The 20258-nt window shown below is 63.0% G+C and carries 15 protein-coding genes; 12 read left to right on the forward strand and 3 right to left on the reverse strand.

The genetic code is table 11. The features are described from left to right. From B3605_RS09850 to trxA, 12 genes are all read left to right on the forward strand, one after another. A partial coding sequence (locus B3605_RS09850; RefSeq protein ID WP_296433635.1) for a winged helix-turn-helix domain-containing protein occupies positions 1-347 on the forward strand: 347 nt, incomplete at its 5' end. Between the two features lie 76 nt (positions 348-423). Then, on the forward strand, positions 424-2211 hold the full coding sequence (locus tag B3605_RS09855; protein ID WP_111562782.1) for a sensor histidine kinase: 1788 nt from the start codon (positions 424-426) through the stop codon (positions 2209-2211). After that, the gene (locus tag B3605_RS09860; RefSeq protein ID WP_112942599.1) at positions 2208-2660 is read left to right on the forward strand and encodes an HPr kinase/phosphorylase; all 453 of its coding nucleotides are present in this window, start codon (positions 2208-2210) and stop codon (positions 2658-2660) included. Before B3605_RS09855 ends, B3605_RS09860 begins: the two co-directional genes overlap by 4 nt. A 153-nt stretch (positions 2661-2813) precedes the next feature. Further along, positions 2814-3215, forward strand: a complete 402-nt coding sequence (locus tag B3605_RS09865; protein ID WP_018901148.1) for a PTS sugar transporter subunit IIA — start codon at positions 2814-2816, stop codon at positions 3213-3215. Between the two features lie 10 nt (positions 3216-3225). Next, positions 3226-3504, forward strand: a complete 279-nt coding sequence (locus B3605_RS09870) for an HPr family phosphocarrier protein (protein WP_018901147.1) — start codon at positions 3226-3228, stop codon at positions 3502-3504. 166 nt (positions 3505-3670) lie between these two features. After that, complete coding sequence (gene ahcY / locus B3605_RS09875; RefSeq protein ID WP_018901146.1) at positions 3671-5071, forward strand: adenosylhomocysteinase; 1401 nt, start codon at positions 3671-3673, stop codon at positions 5069-5071. 369 nt (positions 5072-5440) lie between these two features. After that, positions 5441-7855 (forward strand): PAS domain-containing sensor histidine kinase, encoded by a 2415-nt coding sequence (locus tag B3605_RS09880; RefSeq protein ID WP_409457213.1) that lies wholly within the window; start codon positions 5441-5443, stop codon positions 7853-7855. After that, positions 7852-9369 (forward strand): tRNA (adenosine(37)-N6)-threonylcarbamoyltransferase complex ATPase subunit type 1 TsaE, encoded by a 1518-nt coding sequence (tsaE, locus tag B3605_RS09885; RefSeq protein ID WP_112973940.1) that lies wholly within the window; start codon positions 7852-7854, stop codon positions 9367-9369. The genes B3605_RS09880 and tsaE overlap by 4 nt, the downstream gene beginning before the upstream one ends. Positions 9370-9381: 12 nt before the next feature. Next, a complete protein-coding gene (locus B3605_RS09890; RefSeq protein ID WP_112942602.1) occupies positions 9382-10113 on the forward strand; it encodes a nucleotidyltransferase family protein in 732 nt (243 codons plus the stop codon). A gap of 3 nt (positions 10114-10116) precedes the next feature. Then, entirely contained in the window at positions 10117-13296 is a 3180-nt protein-coding gene (gene addB / locus B3605_RS09895) for a double-strand break repair protein AddB (RefSeq protein ID WP_112942603.1), read from the forward strand. Further along, positions 13289-16840, forward strand: coding sequence for a double-strand break repair helicase AddA (gene addA, locus B3605_RS09900; protein ID WP_112942652.1), 3552 nt, complete (start codon positions 13289-13291; stop codon positions 16838-16840). The genes addB and addA overlap by 8 nt, the downstream gene beginning before the upstream one ends. Before the next feature lie 74 nt (positions 16841-16914). Then, the gene (gene trxA / locus B3605_RS09905; RefSeq protein ID WP_018901140.1) at positions 16915-17235 is read left to right on the forward strand and encodes a thioredoxin; all 321 of its coding nucleotides are present in this window, start codon (positions 16915-16917) and stop codon (positions 17233-17235) included. Between the two features lie 49 nt (positions 17236-17284). Here the strand turns inward: trxA and B3605_RS09910 are convergent, their stop codons facing one another. From B3605_RS09910 to trpA, 3 genes are all read right to left on the reverse strand, one after another. After that, positions 17285-18637, reverse strand: coding sequence for a bifunctional folylpolyglutamate synthase/dihydrofolate synthase (locus B3605_RS09910; protein WP_112942604.1), 1353 nt, complete (start codon positions 18635-18637; stop codon positions 17285-17287). 27 nt (positions 18638-18664) lie between these two features. Continuing rightward, entirely contained in the window at positions 18665-19567 is a 903-nt protein-coding gene (accD, locus tag B3605_RS09915) for an acetyl-CoA carboxylase, carboxyltransferase subunit beta (RefSeq protein ID WP_112436382.1), read from the reverse strand. A 39-nt stretch (positions 19568-19606) separates the two neighbouring features. Next, positions 19607-20258 (reverse strand): tryptophan synthase subunit alpha (gene trpA / locus B3605_RS09920; protein WP_296433636.1); only part of this gene is annotated, 652 nt, incomplete at its 5' end.

Genomic DNA, 20258 nt, shown 5'->3' on the forward strand with positions numbered 1-20258 from the left:
CGACCGGTGCAGCACCCAAGCCCGGCGCCGCACAGCTCGCGCGTTCGCTCGAGCGCGGCCAGCTTGTCATGGACCAGGAACGCCACACCTGCACCTGGAAGAGCGAACCGGTGACGCTGACCGTGACCGAATTCCTGATCCTGCACTCGCTGGCGCAGCGCCCCGGCGTCGTCAAAAGCCGTGACGCACTGATGGATGCGGCCTATGACGAGCAGGTCTATGTCGACGACCGCACCATCGACAGCCACATCAAGCGGCTGCGCAAGAAATTCAAGATGGTCGACAACGACTTTGATATGATTGAAACGCTCTACGGAGTGGGATACCGCTTCCGCGAAGCAGCCTGACGCCCAAGGGCGCGGCGGATAAGAATATATGAGAGCCGGCGCCGCGGACGCGGCCCGCTCTTCGAAAGGGCTGTCGTTGGCACAGTTGGTGCAGGAGAAGGATCTGGATGACGCAGACGGCGTAGGCCGACGCGTCAGGGGACGACGCTGGTCGCATCCCTTCACGATCATTCGCCGTATCTTCGGCAACGCCGTCTTTTCCAGCCTGACGCGCCGCATCCTCTTTTTCAATCTCGCAGCGCTCGTCGTTCTCGTTGGCGGCATTCTCTATCTCAATCAGTTTCGCGAGGGGCTCATCGACGCCCGCGTCGAGAGCCTGTTGACGCAGGGCGAGATCATCGCCGGCGCGGTCTCGGCTTCGGCCTCGGTCGATACCAACTCGATCACCATTGATCCCGAAAAGCTTCTGGAACTGCAGGCCGGCCAGAGCATTACGCCGGTTCCGAACGACGAGGACCTGGAGTTCCCGATCGATCCGGAAAAGGTCGCGCCGGTGCTGCGCCGGCTGATCTCGCCGACCCGCACGCGCGCGCGCATCTTCGATGCCGACGCGAACCTGCTTCTCGATTCACGCCATCTCTACTCGCGCGGCCAAGTGCTGCGCTTCGACCTTCCACCGGTTGCCGATGAGGAGCAGACCTGGGGCGAGTGGTTCACGACGATCTTCAACAAGGTTTTGCAGCCGGGCAACCTCCCGCTCTACAAGGAAGCGCCCGGCGGCGACGGCTCGATCTATCCTGAAGTCATGAACGCGCTGACCGGTGTGCGCGGCGCCGTTGTCCGCACCACGGAGAAGGGCGAGCTGATCGTCTCCGTGGCCGTGCCGATCCAGCGTTTTCGTGCCGTGCTCGGCGTGCTGCTGCTATCGACGCAGGCGGGCGATATCGACAATATCGTTCATGCCGAGCGTCTCGGCATCATGCGCGTCTTCGGCGTCGCGACACTGGTCAACGTGCTCTTGTCGCTCGTGCTGTCGTCGACGATCGCCAATCCGCTGCGCCGCCTCTCGGCCGCGGCGATCCGCGTGCGTCGCGGCTCCAAGGAGCGCGAGGAAATCCCTGATTTCTCGGTTCGCCAGGACGAGATCGGCAACCTGTCGATCGCGCTGCGCGATATGACGACCGCGCTCTACGACCGTATCGACGCGATCGAAAGTTTCGCGGCCGACGTCAGCCATGAGCTGAAGAATCCGCTCACCTCGCTGCGCAGCGCCGTCGAGACGCTGCCGCTGGCGAAATCGGACGATTCCAAGAAACGGCTGATGGATGTCATCCAGCACGATGTGCGCCGTCTCGACCGCCTCATCAGCGATATCTCAGACGCCTCGCGCCTCGATGCCGAGCTTGCGCGCGTCGATGCGGGATCGGTGGATCTGGAGGTTCTGCTTCGCGACCTCGTGGAAATCTCGCGGCAAATCCGCAACCGCAAGAAGGAAGTGCAGATCGAGTTCGCGATCGAGCGCAAGCCCGGCGTGAAGACCCGCTTCCTGGTCAATGGCCACGACCTGCGCATCGGCCAGATCGTCACCAATCTGATCGAGAACGCACGCTCCTTCGTCTCCGACCAGGACGGGAAAATCACCGTTCGTCTGGTGCGCACGCGCTCGCGCTGCATCGTCTACATCGAGGATAACGGCCCGGGCATTCAGGCGGAGAATATCGACCGCATTTTCGAGCGCTTCTACACCGACAGACCGGAATCGGAAGGCTTTGGCCAGAATTCCGGCTTGGGCCTTTCGATCAGCCGGCAGATCGCCGAAGCGCATGGCGGCTCGCTGCGCGCCGAAAACATCATCGACGCCGAGACGGAAGAGGTGGTCGGCGCCCGCTTCACGCTTGCGCTCCCCGCAGACCCCAACTCATGAGCACGGCCCCGGTCAATATTCACGCGACGGCGATCGTCGTCGGCAAGACCGGGCTTCTCTTCATGGGGCCATCGGGCTGGGGCAAGTCTATGCTGGCCTTTGCATGTCTTACCGAGGCGCACAGGATCCGGATCGATGCGGCATTGGTCGCCGACGATCAGGTGATGATCTCGGCACGGAACAACATGGCGATCGCGACGTGCCTGCCTTCCATACAAGGAATGATCGAGCTGCGCGGAACCGGCATCGTTCGCCTCCCCTTTATAAGTGAAGCGCCCATGCATTATGCGGTTCTTCCCGGGCACGCTACGGGAGCAGATCGGGTGCCGCCGGAGGGCGAGACGACCGTGGTTTCGCAGGGTCTTACGCTGCCCGTCATTCGGTTGCTGCCTAATGTGCCGCTTCCGCTGGCGGTATTGATGGCCAAAGCCCCCGAAATCGGGCGCTAATGCCCACGAAACCGGCAGCAGGCGCGCGAAACCGTGCATTTTTGTCTTGCCATTCGGCTTTTCATAGCCAAGATGTGCCCCCACGGTGGACGCGATTGCTGCGTTGCGATATTGGGCCTACCGTTTGCATACGCCATTGGGAGCAGTAGTATCATGATCGGACTTGTGCTTGTCACTCACGGCAAGCTGGCTGAAGAGTTTCGTCATGCGGTCGAACATGTTGTCGGTCCTCAGAAATTCATCGAGACGGTCTGTATCGGCCCCGAAGACGACATGGATCAGCGACGCCAGGACATTCTGGGCGCTGTTGCAAACGCTGATGACGGCCATGGCGTGGTCATCCTGACCGACATGTTCGGTGGTACCCCTTCCAATCTGGCGATCTCCGTGATGAGCAGCGGACATACCGAGGTGATCGCCGGCATGAACCTGCCAATGCTGATCAAGCTCGCCGGAGTGCGCGGCGAAGACAACATGGAAAAGGCGCTCGCCGAGGCCTCCGAAGCCGGCCGCAAATACATCAATGTCGCCAGCCGCGTCTTGAGCGGCAAGTAACGAGCCCCAGATGACCGTCCAGCTCTCCCGCGAAATTCTCATCATCAACAAGCGTGGCCTGCATGCGCGCGCTTCGGCGAAATTCGTGCAGACTGTCGAAACCTTCGACGCTTCGATCACCGTGTCGAAGGATGGGATGACCGTTGGCGGCAACTCGATCATGGGGTTGATGATGCTGGCCGCGAGCCCTGGCTCCAGCGTCTTGGTCTCGGCCAGCGGCAACCAGGCAGAACAGGCGCTCGACGCGCTGGACCAGCTGATCCAGAACAAGTTCGGCGAAGATATGTAACGGTCCGCCGGACCATATAAACATATAAAGACTTCTTTATATCATTATTGCCTTCGTCATGGAAGCCTGCTAAACGGCTGGCATGACCGCGCCTGCGCGGAGCTTTTCGTCGCGCGACCTCGTTTCGCGCCTTCGCATCTGAGACGCTTTCAGCATGGAGAACCCAATGAGCACTGAAAAAGATTACGTCGTCGCCGATATCGGCCTCGCAGACTTCGGCCGCAAGGAAATCACGATCGCTGAAACCGAAATGCCGGGCCTGATGTCCTGCCGCGAAGAGTTCGGCGCATCGAAGCCGCTCAAGGGCGCGCGCATCACCGGCTCGCTGCACATGACGATCCAGACGGCCGTTCTCATCGAGACGCTGGTCGCTCTCGGCGCCGAAGTGCGCTGGGCATCGTGCAACATCTTCTCGACGCAGGACCACGCCGCCGCCGCGATCGCCGCTTCGGGCGTTCCCGTCTTCGCCGTCAAGGGCGAGTCGCTGCACGACTACTGGGTCTACACCGACCAGATCTTCCAGTGGGCCGATGGCGGCCTCTCCAACATGATCCTCGATGACGGTGGCGACGCCACCATGTACATCCTGCTCGGCGCCCGCGCCGAAGCCGGCGAAGACGTGCTGTCGAACCCGCATTCGGAAGAAGAAGAGATCCTCTTCGCACAGATCAAGAAGCGTCTCGCGGCAACGCCTGGCTGGTTCACCAAGCAGCGCGACGCGATCAAGGGCGTGACCGAAGAAACCACCACTGGTGTCAACCGTCTGTACCAGCTTTCCCAGAAGGGCCTTCTGCCCTTCCCTGCCATCAACGTCAACGATAGCGTCACCAAGTCGAAGTTCGACAACAAGTACGGCTGCAAGGAATCGCTGGTTGACGGCATCCGCCGCGGTACCGACGTGATGATGGCCGGCAAGGTTGCCGTCGTCTGCGGTTACGGCGACGTCGGCAAGGGCTCGGCTGCTTCGCTGCTCGGCGCCGGCGCACGCGTCAAGGTCACGGAAGTCGACCCGATCTGCGCACTGCAGGCCGCCATGGACGGCTTCGAAGTCGTCACGCTCGAAGACGTCGTCTCCACCGCCGACATCTTCATCACCACGACAGGCAACAAGGACGTCATCCGCATCGACCACATGCGCGCGATGAAGGACATGGCGATCGTCGGCAACATCGGCCACTTCGACAACGAAATCGAAGTCGCCGCGCTGCGTAACCTGAAGTGGACCAACATCAAGCCGCAGGTCGACCTGATCGAATTCCCGAAGGGCAACCGCATCATCCTGCTCTCGGAAGGCCGCCTGCTGAACCTCGGCAACGCAACGGGCCACCCGTCCTTCGTCATGTCGGCTTCGTTCACCAACCAGACGCTGGCACAGATCGAGCTCTTCACCAAGCCCGGCCAGTATCAGAACCAGGTCTACATCCTGCCGAAGCACCTCGACGAGAAGGTCGCGCGCCTGCATCTCGCCAAGCTCGGCGTCAAGCTGACGCAGCTTTCGGAAGAACAGGCATCCTACATCGGCGTCACGCCGCAGGGTCCGTTCAAGGCTGACCACTACAGATACTAATAGCGGATTTGATATCCACAACATCTAGAGGGTGCGGCATTGACAAATGCCGCACCCTTATTTTTTGGCACACATCTTCCCGACGAATCCTATCCGAAGTATTGTTTTAACACTCGATTCGTGGAGACGGACGCGTCCGTTTGCTTCGAAAATGGGATGTCTTGTCGTAATGCGGCACAAAAGGACGGAGACATACCGCGCATGTCGGAAATGATGCACCGCCTGGTCAAACAGGCAGAAGACGGCGTTTACCCGTCTTGCTGCACTGGTCACCCGGGCAATGGAAAACCGGTCGATGCCCCCAAGGCTTCGACGCAGCGATCAGGCTTGTTGGCTCAGGTGGCAAGGATTTTTGCCGCGGGGACTGCAATGGCGTCGATCGCCGAGCCGGTTTTCGCACAGGCGGCAGCAGAGGCTGCCGCGTCTCCGCATCTTTTCACCTCCACGCAGGTCGTCGGTTTCTCCGTCGTGATCGGCGTCATCTCGGCAGCCCTTCTTTCCACGCTCTGGGTCGTGCGCCAGCGCGGCAATCTCGAGAGCGAAGGCCGCGAGATCCGCTCCGCGCTATCGGATGCGCAGCAGCGCATTTCGCAGTACCAGGCGCTGATCGCCGACAAGAACCGCCGCATCGTGATCTGGGACGGCGATGAACGCCCCGAACTGCTGGGACAGCTGCCGGCCGAGACTGGCGCACCGCAGGACAATGAATTTCTGGCATTCGGCCTCTGGCTGAAGCCGCGCTCGGCATCGGAGCTCGACCGCGCCATCGACGGCTTGCGGCAGTCGGCCAAGAGCTTCGACATCGTCGTCGAGACGCACCGCGAAGAGGTTCTCGAAGCGCAGGGCCGGGTTTCCGGCGGCCGCGCCTTCGTTCGCTTCGTGGCGCTCAACAATCTGCGCGCCGAGCTTGCCGAACTGAAGATCGAGCGCGACCGGCTGATGTCGTCGATCTCGGCGTTCCAGGGCCTGCTTGACTCCATCGACCTGCCGGCTTGGCAGCGCGACACCGAAGGCCGGCTTACCTGGGTGAACCACGCCTATGGCGCTGCCGTCGACGCCGCATCGCCCGACGAAGCGATCTCCGAGGGCCGCGAAATCCTGACGACCATTGCGCGCGAGCGCATCCGCGCCGTCGCCACACCGGAATCGCCGTTCCACGACAAGATCTCGACCGTCATTCACGGCAACCGCACCTTCCTCGACGTTGTCGATGTGAAGGTTCCGAGCGGTTCGGCCGGCATCGCGGTCGATGTCTCCGGCGTCGAGACCGTTCGCGCCGAGCTGGAGCGGACGCTGAAGAGCCACGCCGAAACGCTCGACCACCTGGCGACCCCGGTCGCGATCTTCGACGGCGACCAGCGCCTGCAGTTCTATAACCAGGCCTTCGTGACGCTGTGGCAGCTCGATATCGCATTCCTCGAGAGCAAGCCTGACAATGCCGAGCTTCTGGAGCGCCTGCGCGCCGCCAAGAAGCTGCCGGATCAGCTGAACTGGAAGACCTGGAAAGAGACCGCACTTTCGGTCTATCGCGCGCTCGATACGCAATCCGACCTCTGGCACCTGCCGAACGGCCAGACGCTGCGCGTCTTCGCGACCGCGCATCCGCAGGGCGGCGCCACCTGGGTGTTCGAGAACCTGACCGAACAGGTCGATCTCGAGACGCGTTACAACACGCTGGTGAAGGTTCAGGGCGAAACGATCGACCACCTGTCCGAAGGCGTGGCCGTGTTCGGCCCCGATGGGCGTATTCAGCTGTCGAACCCTGCTTTCCGCGCGCTCTGGGGCATTACCGAGGCGGAAGCAAAGCCGGGTATCCATATCCGGGCGCTGGGCGATGCCTGCGCGCCGTCCTACGACAAGCCCGATGGCTGGAAGACCTTCGCCGAGCTGATCACCAGCTTCGACGACGAGCGTCGCTCGAGCCAGGGCACGCTGGAGCTGTTCTCCGGCCTCGTGCTCGATTACGCCGTCATTCCGCTGCCGAACGCGCAGACGATGCTGACCTTCGTCAACATGACGGACAGCGTGCGTGCCGAACGCGCGTTGACGGAAAAGAACGACGCGCTGCGCAAGGCCGACGAGCTGAAGAACGATTTCGTCCAGCACGTGTCCTACGAGCTGCGCTCGCCGCTGACCAACATCATCGGCTTCACCGACCTGTTGCGCACGCCGGGACTTGGCGATCTTAACGAGCGGCAGGCAGAATATATCGACCATATCTCCACCTCCTCGTCGGTGCTGCTGACGCTGGTGAACGACATTCTCGACCTCGCGACGGTCGATGCCGGCATCATGCGGCTGAACTATTCGGAGATCGACCTCGGCGACCTGCTCGACGACGTCTCGATTCAGATCGCCGACCGGCTGCAGGAAAGCGGCGTGACGCTGGAGATCACCGCGCCGGCACGGCTCGGATCGATCATCGCCGACCCGCAGCGCCTGAAGCAGATCCTGGTCAAGCTTTTGTCCAATGCCGCGAATTTTTCGCCGGAGGGCGCCTCGATATCGCTGGCCTGCCAGCGCGAGGGGACGGATTTCGTCTTCAGCGTGACCGATCAAGGCCCCGGCATCTCGCAAGAGATGATCTCGACCGTCTTCGATCGCTTTGCGACTGGCGCGAAGAGCGGCAAGCGCGGTGGTGCCGGTCTCGGCCTGTCGATCGTCGACAGCTTCGTCAACCTTCATAACGGCCAGGTCGTCATCGACAGCCAGCCGGGCAAGGGAACGACGGTCATTTGCCGGATTCCTTCGGCCAACCTCCCCTCCTACGCCGCCGCCGAATGACGACAAGCGCGCCTGTCATCTCGCTTTTCCTGGAAGACGAGGCAGCGACCGACCGTCTTGGCGAGGATCTGGCGCTGGCGCTGAAGCCGGGCGATTGCCTCGCGCTATCGGGTGATCTCGGTGCCGGCAAGTCCTCGCTGTCGCGGGCGCTCATTCGCGCGATTGCCGACGACGCGGAGCTCGAAGTCCCGAGCCCGACCTTCACGCTCGTGCAATCCTACGAGCTGCGCATTCCCGTCGCGCATTTCGATCTCTACCGGCTGGGCGATGCCGCGGAACTAACTGAGCTCGGTTTCGACGAGGCGCTGCAGAGCGGGATCTGCCTGGTGGAATGGCCGGAGATGGCCGAGAGCGAGCTGCCGGATGACCGGATCGTGCTGACGCTGACGCATGAGGGCACGGGGCGCCGGGCGACGATTGCCGCGCCAGACAAGCAGGCTGCGCGGATCAACCGCGTGCTCGCCATTCGCGCCTTTCTCGCAGCTGCCGGCTACCCGCTTGCCAAGCGCCGGTTTCTTACCGGCGATGCGTCGCTACGCGCCTACGAGGCGATCTATCCCGACGACGGTATGCGCCGTATCCTGATGGACTGGCCGCCGCTGCCGGAAGGCCCGCCCGTGCTCGATGGCAAGCCCTATCCGAAAGTGGCGCATATAGCCGAGAACGCCTATCCCTTCGTCGCTATCGCCGACGTATTGCGCGAGCGCGGCTTCGCGACGCCGCTGATCCAAGACGTCGATTACGAGCAGGGAATCCTGCTGATCGAGGATCTCGGCAGCGATGGGGTTCTCGACGAGAGCGGCCAGCCGATCGCCGAGCGGTATATCGAAAGCGTCGCATGCCTCGCGGCCCTGCATGCGCAGTCGGTCCCGCAGGATATCCGCGTCACCGACGGCCACGTGCACCACATCCCGGATTTCGACCGCACGGCCATGAAAATGGAAGTGCGCCTGGTGCTCGACTGGCATCTGCCGTGGAAACGCGATGGGGCGCCGGTCACCGATGCGGAGCGCAACGAATACCTGGCGATCTGGGACGCGCTGATCGACCAGCTTGATGCGGCCGAGAAGAACCTGCTGCTGCGCGATTTTCATTCACCCAACATCATCTGGCGCGAAGACGAGACCGGCGTAAAGCGGGTCGGTCTGATCGACTTCCAGGATGCGATGATAGGGCCGACGGCCTACGATCTCGCCTCGATCGCCCAGGATGCGCGCGTGACCATCGAGCCCGATCTCTTCGACCGGCTGATGGAGCACTACCTGTCTCTGCGCCGCGCGCAGGGCGGATTCGACCAGGCGGGCTTCCTGAAAAGCTGGGCGATCATGTCGGCGCAGCGCAATTGCAAGCTCGCCGGGCTGTGGGTTCGGCTGATGCGGCGCGACGGAAAACCTGGCTATATGAAGCACATGCCGCGCACGCTCTCCTACTTGAGCGTGGCGCTTCAGCATGAAACGCTTGCCCCCTTGCGCGAGTGGTGCGTAAGGACTGGAATAGTCACCAGCGAATCATAAGTTTCGGACGATATGACCATCAAACAAGCCATGGTGCTGGCTGCCGGTCTCGGCACCCGCATGCGCCCGATTACCGATACGATCCCCAAGCCGCTGGTGAAAATCGACGGCAAGGCGATGATCGACTATGCGCTGGATTCGCTGGCAGAAGCAGGCGTCGAGAAGGCGGTGGTCAATGTGCACCATCACGCCGACCAGATGCTCGACCATCTCAGCCGCTACAAGGCGCTCGAGATCATCATCTCCGACGAACGCGCCGGGCTGATGAACAATGGTGGTGGCCTGGCGAAGGGCTTGAAGCTGCTCGATCGCGGTCCTGTATTCGTCACCAATGCTGATCTCTTCTGGATCGGCGAGCGGCCGGAGAGCCCGAGCAACCTCCGACGCTTAGCCGGATTCTTCGATGCGGACCGGATGGACATGGCGATGCTGTGCGTCAATCTTGAAGACACGACAGGGCATAACGGCAAGAACGACTTCAACCGCGATGAGGAAGGCCGGCTGAGCCGTGTTCGCGCCGATGGTCCGGACCCCGTGGTCTATGCCGGGGCGATTGCCATGCAGACAGCGTTTCTCGACGACGCGCCTGCCGACGCCTTCAACCTCAACATCTATTTCGACAAGGCTATCGCGCGCGGCCGGCTCTACGGCATGATGCTCGAGGGACATTGGCTGACCGTCGGCACGCCCGAGGCGATCGGCGACGCGGAAGAGACGATCCGGCGTTACCGGGCGTTGGCATAGGTCATGAGCGAGCGGCACCAGCCCAGGGTTCTGACAATACCGGGAGGGCTGCCCTTTCTCGCGACCCTGGCAGAGACGCTCTGCGACGGACGGCTGACGCCGCTGTTTCGCCATGACCCCGCCGATCCCCTATCGCTCTCCAAGGTGACCATCTATCTGCCAACGCGGCGCGCCGTGCGCGTGCTGCGCTCGGAATTCGTCGATCTGCTCGGCGGACGGTCCGCGATCCTGCCCATCATCCGGCCGCTTGGTGAGACGGATGACGATAGCGGCTATTTCGACGAAGCGCTGCCGGCGACGCTCGATCTCGCGCAGCCGCTTTCCAACACCGCACGCCTCCTGGAACTGGCCCGACTGATCCTGGCTTGGCGCAACAAGCTGCCGGAGATCGTTCGCAGCATTCATTCTGATTCGCCGCTCGTCGCGCCCGCCAGCCCGGCCGACGCGATCTGGCTTGCTAGAAACCTGGCCGAACTGATCGATTCTATCGAGACCGAGGATCGCGACTGGAGCGAACTTTCGACGCTGAGCGCGAGGGATCATGCGCTGTGGTGGCAGCTGACAGCGGAGTTCCTGCAGATCGCCAGCGCCTTCTGGCCGGAACGCCTGAACGAGCTCGGCAAATCCTCGCCCGCTCGGCACCGCAACGCAATCCTGAGAGCTGAAGCCAACCGCATCGCGACGATGCCCGAAAGCGGGCCCATCATCATCGCCGGCTCAACCGGTTCAGTGCCGGCAACGGCTGATCTAATCGCGGCGGTGGCGGCGCGGCGTGAGGGCGTCATCGTGCTGCCCGGCCTCGACGTCGGCATGCCGGATGAGCACTGGCGGATGGTCGCCCCCGATATGGCCGATGCCGCGAGCCGCAGCCATTCGCAATATGGCTTGGCGCAGCTCCTGAAGCGCCTGAGCCTAACGCGCGAGGATGTTTCGACACTTGCTAGCGCGCCCGACGCGCTTGCGGTGCGCGCGCAGATCCTCTCGCATGCGCTGTCTCCATCCGAGGCGACCAGCGATTGGAGCCGGTGGAAGACGACGCTTTCGGAGAGCGATATCGCCGCGGCCTTCGCCGATGTATCGCTGATCGAAGCGGGCAACGAGCGCGAAGAGGCGACGGCGATCGCCATTGCGCTTCGGCTGGCATTGGAGCAACCGGGCAAGGACGGCGAAAGCCGCGCGGCGCTGATTACGCCGGACCGCAACCTCGCCCGCCGCGTGATGGCAGAGCTATCACGCTTCGGCATCGTTGCCGACGACTCCGCCGGTACGCCGCTTGCGGCGATGCCGCAGGGAACTCTGCTGCAGTTGCTGCTCGAAGCGGCGCTGCGACCGGGCGATCCGGTGGCGATCGTCAGCCTGCTGAAGCATCCACTGGCGCGGTTCGGGCTGGAGCGCGGCGCGCTCTCCGAGGCGGTGGCTGCGCTCGAATTGCTGGCCTTGCGCGGCGGCGTGGCGGAGGTCGATATCAGCGCGCTTGGGCCGCTGCTCGAACATCAACTCTCCGAGCAGGCGCTCGACCGGCATGCGCCGCATTGGCGCAAGGCCCTTCCCGTCCACGCAATCGATCTGGCGCGCGATCTTGCCCGCCGGGTCGGCGAGGCGACCGAACCGCTCGCTTCCGCTCTGGTGCGCCACGACACCGCGAGCCGCGGCCTGACCACACGCTTCACGCTCTCCGACTGGGCCGATCGCACCGGCCGCGCCATCGAGGCGGTCGCGCGCGACGAGAAGGGTGATCTCTCCGGGCTGTGGTCCGGCGAGGCAGGCGACACGCTGGCGACCTTGCTTGGCGAGGTGATCGGCACCGACGGCCAGATCGAGGCGGATGGGGCGCAGTGGATCGATATCATGGCGGCGCTCTCGGCCGGACAGGCGGTGAAGCCGCAAGCGCTGAGCCATCCCAGGCTCTTCATCTTCGGCACGTTGGAAGCCCGCCTGCAGAGCGTCGATACGCTGATCCTCGGCGGCTTGAACGAGGGGTCGTGGCCAGGCCAGACGGCCAACAATCCCTTCATCTCGCGGTCGATGAAGACTGAGATCGGCCTTGAGCCGCCGGAGCGCCGCATCGGCCAGCTGGCGCATGACTTCGAGATGGCCAACGGGACGCGGCATCTCGTCTATACGCGCGCACTGCGCAAAGGCTCGACGCCCACCGTCGCCTCGCGCTGGCTGCAGCGGCTGATGGCTTTCTGCGGGAAGAGTTTCGAAGCCACGCTGAAGGATCGGGGCGAGCAGTTCGTGCATTGGGCGGGTCTGCTGGACGAGGGCCAGCGGCAAGCGCCGGCGCAACGACCGAGCCCGACGCCGCCGCGCGAGGTGCAGCCGAAATCCTACTCGTTCAGCGAGGTCGGCCGGCTTCGGCGTGACCCCTATGCGATCTATGCGCGCCGCGTTTTGAAGCTCGACGCCGTCGATGCCTTCAACCGTGACCCGGGGGCTGCCGAGCGCGGGACGCTCTATCACAAGATCATCGACAGGTTCATCCGCGAGAGCAACATCGCCGGCACGCCTGACGGAACGGCGGCGATGGAGCGCATCCTTACCGAGCTGTTCGACATGGAGCAGCTGCCGGCGCATATCGATGCCGTCTGGCGGCCGCGTTTCCGCGAGGTGGCGCGCTCGTTCCTCGCCTGGGAAGCGGAGCGGCGGCCGGGGCTTCAGCGGACACTCACCGAAGTGCGCGGCGCCATGCAGCTCGAGCAGGTCGATATCCGGCTTAGCGGCGTTGCCGACCGGATCGACATCACCGGCCCGCACTCCGCCGATCTGATCGACTACAAGACGGGCTACAACCCCTCGCCCGCGCAGGCGCGCGCGCTGCTTGATCCGCAGCTGGCGCTGGAGGCCGAGGTGTTGAAGGCCGGCGGGTTCATGGATACGGGCAAGCTGGTGCCGCAGGATCTGCTCTATGTGCGGCTGCGGCCGGGAAGCCGGTTCCAGGTCGATACCGTCAATAACGAATTCTCGGCGCGCAGCGACAAGGCTAAATCGGCGATCGAGCTTGCTGGCGATTCGATCGATCAGCTGGTGAAATTCGTGGCCCTGCTGCAATCCGGCGAGAAGGGTTTCACCTCGCGGCTTATTCCCGCGCAGCAATTCGAGTTCGGCGGCGATTACGATCACCTTGCGCGCGTCTCGGAGTGGTCGACGGCCGAAAGCGATGAGGCCAGCAATGATGAGTGACGAAACGGCACTGCCTGAGGGCGACGACCCGCACGATTGGACCAGCTGGACGACGGTGCAGCAATCGATCGCATCCGACCCGCGCCGATCGGCCTGGGTTTCGGCCAATGCCGGATCGGGCAAGACGCACGTCCTGACACAGCGGGTGATCCGGTTGCTGCTATCTGGCGCCCGGCCCTCGGCGATCCTTTGCCTGACCTATACGAAGGCGGCTGCCTCCGAAATGTCGAACCGCGTGTTTGATCGGCTGGCCGAATGGGCTGTTCTCTCAGACGAGGAGCTCAGCAAGCGCATTGCCCAGATCGAGGGGACGCCGCCCGACTTCCTCAAGCTCGCGGAGGCGCGCAGGCTTTTTGCCAAGGCGCTGGAGACGCCCGGCGGGTTGAAGATCCAGACCATCCACGCCTTCTGCGAAGCGCTGCTGCATCAGTTTCCGCTGGAGGCAAACGTGGCAGGGCACTTTTCGGTGCTCGACGACCGGGCAGCCGCGACGCTGCTTGCCGACGCGCGGCGCTCGCTGCTGACGGCGACGACGCCCGAGGAAGACAAGGCGCTGGCGGATGCCTTCTCTTATGTTCTCAACCTTGGCGACGAATCCGGGCTGGAAACGCTGCTTGGTGAGATCGTCGCCAACCGCAATGCGATCAAGGCTTTCACCCAGGCCGCAGAGCAGAATGGCGGCCTCGACAATGTCTTGCGGGCGGAGCTCGGTCTTTCCGAAGGTGACACGGAGCTGGCGATCGCCGGGCAATACTGGCCGCTGCCGGGTTTGGCCGGCGGCACGCTCAGCCTCTATCTGGAGCTTGCGGACAGCAAGGGCGGCGCCAAGGCGCAGGACGTGGCTTCCGCGCTTAAGAGTGTTGTGCGGGAAACGGATATCCTTCGCCGGATTCCAACACTGGAAAAGATCTTTCTCACCGCCAAGGGCGAACCGAAAGCGAATGGGCAGTTCACCGTGAAGGCGATGCTGGCGCAGGCGCCGGAGCTTACCGATGCGATTGCCGCGGCCCGTGCGCATGTGGCTGCCTGCCGCGACCGGCTGAAGATCGTGCGCATGTTCGACGCCACGCGCGCCGCCCTTGTGCTCGCCGACAGGCTCAATCGGGACTACGACGATCTCAAGAAGCAGCGAAGCCAGCTCGACTTCGAAGATCTGATCACCCGCACCGCCGATCTCCTGAACAAGAGCGATGTCGGACCGTGGATCCACTACAAGCTGGATCAGGGTATCGACCACATTCTCGTCGACGAGGCGCAGGATACCAGCCCGATCCAGTGGAGCGTGATCCAATCGCTGGCGGAGGATTTCTTCTCCGGCGAAAGCGCGCGCGACGTGGTGCGCACGCTATTTGCCGTCGGCGACGAGAAGCAGTCGATCTATTCGTTTCAGGGCGCGCGACCCGAACGTTTCTCGGAAGAAAGCCGGCGCACGCGGCAACGCGTTTCGCAGAGCGGTCGGGATTTCTCCTCGGTTCGATTGCCGCTCTCTTTCCGATCGACCTCCGACGTGCTTGCCGCCGTCGACCACATATTCACGCCGCCCGACAATGCGCGCGGACTGAGCGCCGGTGGCGAGCCGGTGGTGCATCGCTCCAACCGTATCGGCCACCCCGGCGCCGTCGATCTCTGGGAGATGATTGCGCCTGAGGTCGCGATCAAGGACGAGGACTGGACGGCGCCGTTCGATGCGACGCCGGAAAGCGCGCCGGCCGCCATTCTGGCGCGACGCATGGCGCATACGATCGACATGATGGTCGGCAAGAAGACGATCATCGAAAAGGGCAAGGAGCGGCTGATCGAGGCCGGCGACATTCTGGTCCTGGTGCGCAAGCGCGACGCGTTCGTCAACGCGCTCACGCGCGCGCTGAAGCGGCGCGGCAATATTCCTGTTGCCGGTGCCGACCGGTTGCGGCTCACCAGCCACATCGCGATCCAGGATCTGGTCGCGCTCGGCCGCTTCCTGCTCTTGCCGGAAGACGACCTTTCGCTGGCGGCCGTTATGAAAAGCCCGCTTTTCGATCTCAACGAAGACGACATCTTCGCGGTGGCGGCGCTGCGCGGCGACGGCCAAAGCGTGTGGGCGCATCTGCAGGCCTATGCGGCAGATGGCAATGAGCGTCTTGGCGCGGTGGTGCAGCGGCTTCGGCTGTTTCTCGAGGAATCGAAGAGCCTCCCGGTTCACGACTTCTACGCCCGCGTGCTTGGCGTTCATGGCGGGAGACGTCAATTTCTCGCGCGGCTGGGGACCGAGGCGAGCGACATTCTCGACGAGTTCCTCACCTTCACGCTTGACCACGAGACCGCCGCCCTGCCCGGCCTGCAGTCTTTTATCTCAACGCTTGAGCTTGAGGCCCCCGTCGTCAAGCGCGAGCAGGACAAGGGCCGCAACGAGGTCAGGATCATGACCGTGCACGCCTCGAAGGGGCTTGAGGCGCCGATCGTGTTTCTGGTCGATGGCGGCTCCAAGGCATTCACGCATTCGCATATGCCGAAGCTGAGACTTCTGGAGCAGAGCGGCGAGCGGCCGCCGCTGCCGGTCTGGGTGCCGCTCGGCGATCTCAGCAATTCGCTGACACAGGCCGACGCCGCACGTATTCAGGTGCTGGCGGAAGAGGAATATCGCCGGCTTCTCTACGTGGCGATGACGCGCGCCGCCGATCAATTGATTGTCTGCGGCTACAGGGGCGTGCGGCTCAACACCGACACCTGGCATGCGATGATTACGGCTGCGATGGACGACAGCCATCCGCATGTCGAAGCCGCCACTTTCTCCGGGCCAGATGGCGACTGGCAGGGCGTCGAATGGCGCGTGCCGACGATGGAGCGGATGTTCGAGCGTGCCGACCATGTCGAGCAGACCGCCGCCCGTGATGCCCTGCCCTTCGACCTCAATCGCCCGCTGCCACCGCAGAAGAAGCTACCTCGACCCCTTAGCCCTTCCGGGGCCGGAACGATCATCGACGAAGAGGCCGACAATCTTCTCGTGGCCTCGCCGCTCTTCACCGACAAGCCGAAATCCGACCGCGCGCTGCAAAAAGGCCGCCTGCTGCACCGGATGCTGCAGACCTTGCCCGAGATACCGCTTTCGGAACGCGCGGACGCCGCCAGACGCTATGTCGAGCGTGCGGCCCGTTTCTGGCCGCAGGATGAGCGCGACAGGTTAATCGATTCGGTTCTGAAACTATTGGACGTGGCGGATCTGCAGCCGGTATTCGACGCTCATGCGCAGGCGGAAGTCTCGATCATGGGGACGCTTACGCTCGGCGGGCGTGACTATGCTGTCTCGGGTCGCGTCGACCGGCTGGCGGTGCTCGACGACCGTGTGGTCATCCTCGACTACAAGACCAATCGCGTGCCGCCGGAGACGGCAGCGGCCATTCCCTTCGCGCATCGGGCGCAGCTTGCCATCTACCAGACGATCATGGCGCCGCTCTATCCCGGCAAGCGGATCGATTGCGTGCTGGTCTATACCGAGAACGGCTCCGTGCACACGCTGACGCCTGAGGCCATGGCATTGGCGCTTGCACAGCTCAAAACAAAGTGAAATACCGGTCATTGAAATCCCGCCGGCGCACCATCACATGTGCTTCAACAGGAATCCTTTAAAGGAGCGGCCTTATGGCTACCGTGAAAGTCGATATCAATAATTTCCAGGCTGAAGTTCTGGAATCCGCAGAACCCGTCGTTGTCGATTTCTGGGCTGAATGGTGCGGCCCGTGCAAGATGATCGCTCCGAGCCTCGAAGAACTCGCCGTCGAGTTCCAGGGCAAGGTGAAGGTTGCCAAACTCAACATCGACGAAAATCCTGAGCTCGCCGCCCAGTTCGGCGTGCGCTCGATCCCGACGCTTGCCATGTTCAAGGCTGGCGAAGTTGCCGACATCAAGGTTGGCGCTGCTCCGAAGACCGCTCTTTCGAGCTGGATTTCCAGCGCAGCCTGATCGTTCAGGACAATAGAATGAAAAAAGCCCGGTCGATGCCGGGCTTTTTTCATTTGGGGGGTGTGCCGTTGTCGGCAAGGACGTCGCCGACCAGGTAGAGCGATCCGCCAATCAGAATGCGTGGCGGCTGTTCGCGCTCGAAGGCTGTGTCTCGGATCGCTTCCAGTGCTTCGCCGACCGTGGACATCGGTTCGGCAACCAGACCGGCGTCATAGGCGGCGTTGGCGAGGATGACGGGGTCGATCATCGCGTCGCTTCCGCGAATGGGCACACAATAGACCTTTTCCGCCAGGCCTTTGAATGCGTTGAAATAGCCGATCGGGTCCTTGGTGTTGATCATGCCGATAATGAGGAAGAGCGGGCGCGGCTGCTTTTCCTCGAAATTGGCCATGGCTTCGGCGATGACTTCGCCGGCACCGGGATTATGGCCGCCATCGACCCAGATCTCGGCACCCGAGGGCGCGCTTGCCATCAGTTTGCCATCGCTCAATTTCTGCAGGCGGCCCGGCCATTCGACCGTGGCCATCGCCTTCTCCATCATCGCTTCGGTGACGGTGAAGCCCGCGGCCTTGACGGCGCGGATGGCGGCTGCGGCGTTGGCATATTGATGGCGGCCGGGGAGCCTCGGCAGCGGCAGGTCGGCTAGGCCGAATTCGTCCTGATAGACGAGCCGGCCATATTCCTCATGCGCCATGAAATCCTGGCCGAAGGCGGCGGTCGGGCAACCGAGACGCTCGGCGGTGGAGATCAGCACGTCGAGTGCTGCATCATATTCCTGCTTGCCGATGACGACAGGCCGCTTGCGCTTCATGATGCCGGCCTTCTCAGCGGCGATCAGTTCGACGCTGTCGCCGAGATAGGGCTGGTGATCGAGCGAGATCGGCATGATGACCGACACGGCGGGGTCGGAAATGACGTTGGTGGCATCGAAACGGCCGCCAAGGCCGACTTCGATGATGGCCGCGTCGGCCGGATGCTCGGAGAACAGGATGAAGGTGACCGCCGTCAGGATTTCAAAAACGGTGATCTTCTGGCCGGCATTGGCGGCGGCGACCCGGCGCAGCGCGTCTGCAAAGACCGCGTCATCGACGAGCTTACCGCGTCCGCCCTCGACGCCGATGCGATAGCGCTCGTGCCAGTTGACGAGGTGCGGCGAAGTGTGGACGTGGGCGCTATAGCCGCCCGCTTCCAGAAGCGCGCGGCAGAAGGCGGTGACGGAGCCCTTGCCATTCGTGCCCGCCACATGGATGACCGGCGGCAACTTCTTTTGCGGATCGCCGAGAACGGCAAGCAGGCGGGTAATGCGATCCAGCGACAGATCGAAGCCCTTGGGATGCAATCCCATGAGCTTGTCGATTTCCTGTGCTGCTTCGCTCACCGCGGTCTGACCTCTGGGTATCATCGCTCAACCCGCCCGTGATGTTTGCGGTCAGGCGCTTGCGGCGATCGCAAGCGTGCCGTTGTTTTCGTTGGCAACGGCAGCCGGCTTCTTCGTCAGGATCTTCAGGACACGCGCGAGCGTATCAGGAATGTCATGACGCTTGACGACCATGTCGACCATGCCGTGCTCGAGCAGGTATTCCGACGTCTGGAAGCCTTCCGGCAGCTTTTCGCGGATGGTCTGCTCGATGACGCGCTTGCCGGCGAAGCAGATTTCGGCGCCGGGCTCGGCCATGTGGATATCGCCGAGCATGGCGTAGGAAGCGGTGACGCCGCCGGTCGTCGGGTTTGTCAGCACGACGATGTAGGGCTGTCCGGCTTCCTTCAGCATGTCGACTGCAACGGTGGTGCGCGGCAGCTGCATCAGCGAGAGGATGCCTTCCTGCATGCGGGCGCCGCCTGATGCCGGGAACATGACCAGCGGGCACTTCTCGGCGATGGCGCGCTCGAAGGCCTTTACGATCGCTTCACCGGCAGCGATGCCGAGCGAGCCGCCCATGAAGTTGAACTCATGCACGACGGCGACGAGCTTCAGGCCGCGAACCTTGCCGACGCCGGCAACGATCGTGTCTTCCTGGTCGGTCTTGATGCGGCTATCGCGCAGGCGGTCCGTGTACTTCTTGGAATCGCGGAACTTCAGCGGATCCTGGGCGACCTTCGGCTGGATCAGCGCTTCATAGGCGCCGTCGTCGAAGAGATCGGTGAGACGAGCCTTGGCCGGCATCTTCATGTGATAGCCGGAAGCCGGGATGACCCACTTGTTGTCTTCGAGATCCTTATGGAAGACCATTTCGCCCGTTTCCGGGCACTTGATCCAGAGGTTCTCCGGCACTTCGCGGCGGCCCAGCATGGAATTGATGCGGGGGCGAACGTAGTTGGTGATCCAGTTCAAGTCGAAAACTCCTGATTAACTCTTGCCAATGTGGGAAAACTATTCGGCAGCAACAAGGCGCGCCGAACGTGTTCCCGATGACAGCCCGCGAACGAGCGTTGCGACAGCCTGTACGGTATCGGCTGTCGCCTTCCCGTCCTTGGTCAGGCTGAGGGCTACCTGATTGACGATTGCCGTGCCGACGACGACGCCATCGGCAGACGCGCCGATGACCTTCGCGTGATCGGCCGTCTTGACGCCGAAGCCGACGCAGACCGGCAGATCGGTGTGGTTCTTGATGCGCTTGACGGCGCCGGCGACCAGCGTCGGATCCGGCAGCGCCGAGCCGGTGATGCCGTTCATCGACACGTAATACACGAAGCCGGAGGTGTTTTTGAGAACGACCGGCAGGCGCTTTTCATCGGTGGTCGGGGTGGCCAGCCGAATGAAATTGATGCCCTTGCGCAGTGCCGGGATGCAGAGTTCGTCATCCATTTCCGGCGGCAGGTCGACAACGATCAGGCCGTCGATGCCGGCTTCCAGGGCGTCGTCGAGAAACTGTTCGACGCCGTGTACGTAGATCGGGTTGTAGTAGCCCATAAGGACGATCGGCGTGTCGTTGTCGGTCTTGCGGAAATCGGCTGCGAGCTGCAGCGTCTTCTTCAGCGTCTGTCCGGCCTTCAGCGCGCGCTGGCCGGCCATCTGGATCGCC

It is taken from the genome of Rhizobium sp. UBA1881, from assembly GCF_002338015.1.
GTDB lineage: Bacteria > Pseudomonadota > Alphaproteobacteria > Rhizobiales > Rhizobiaceae > Rhizobium.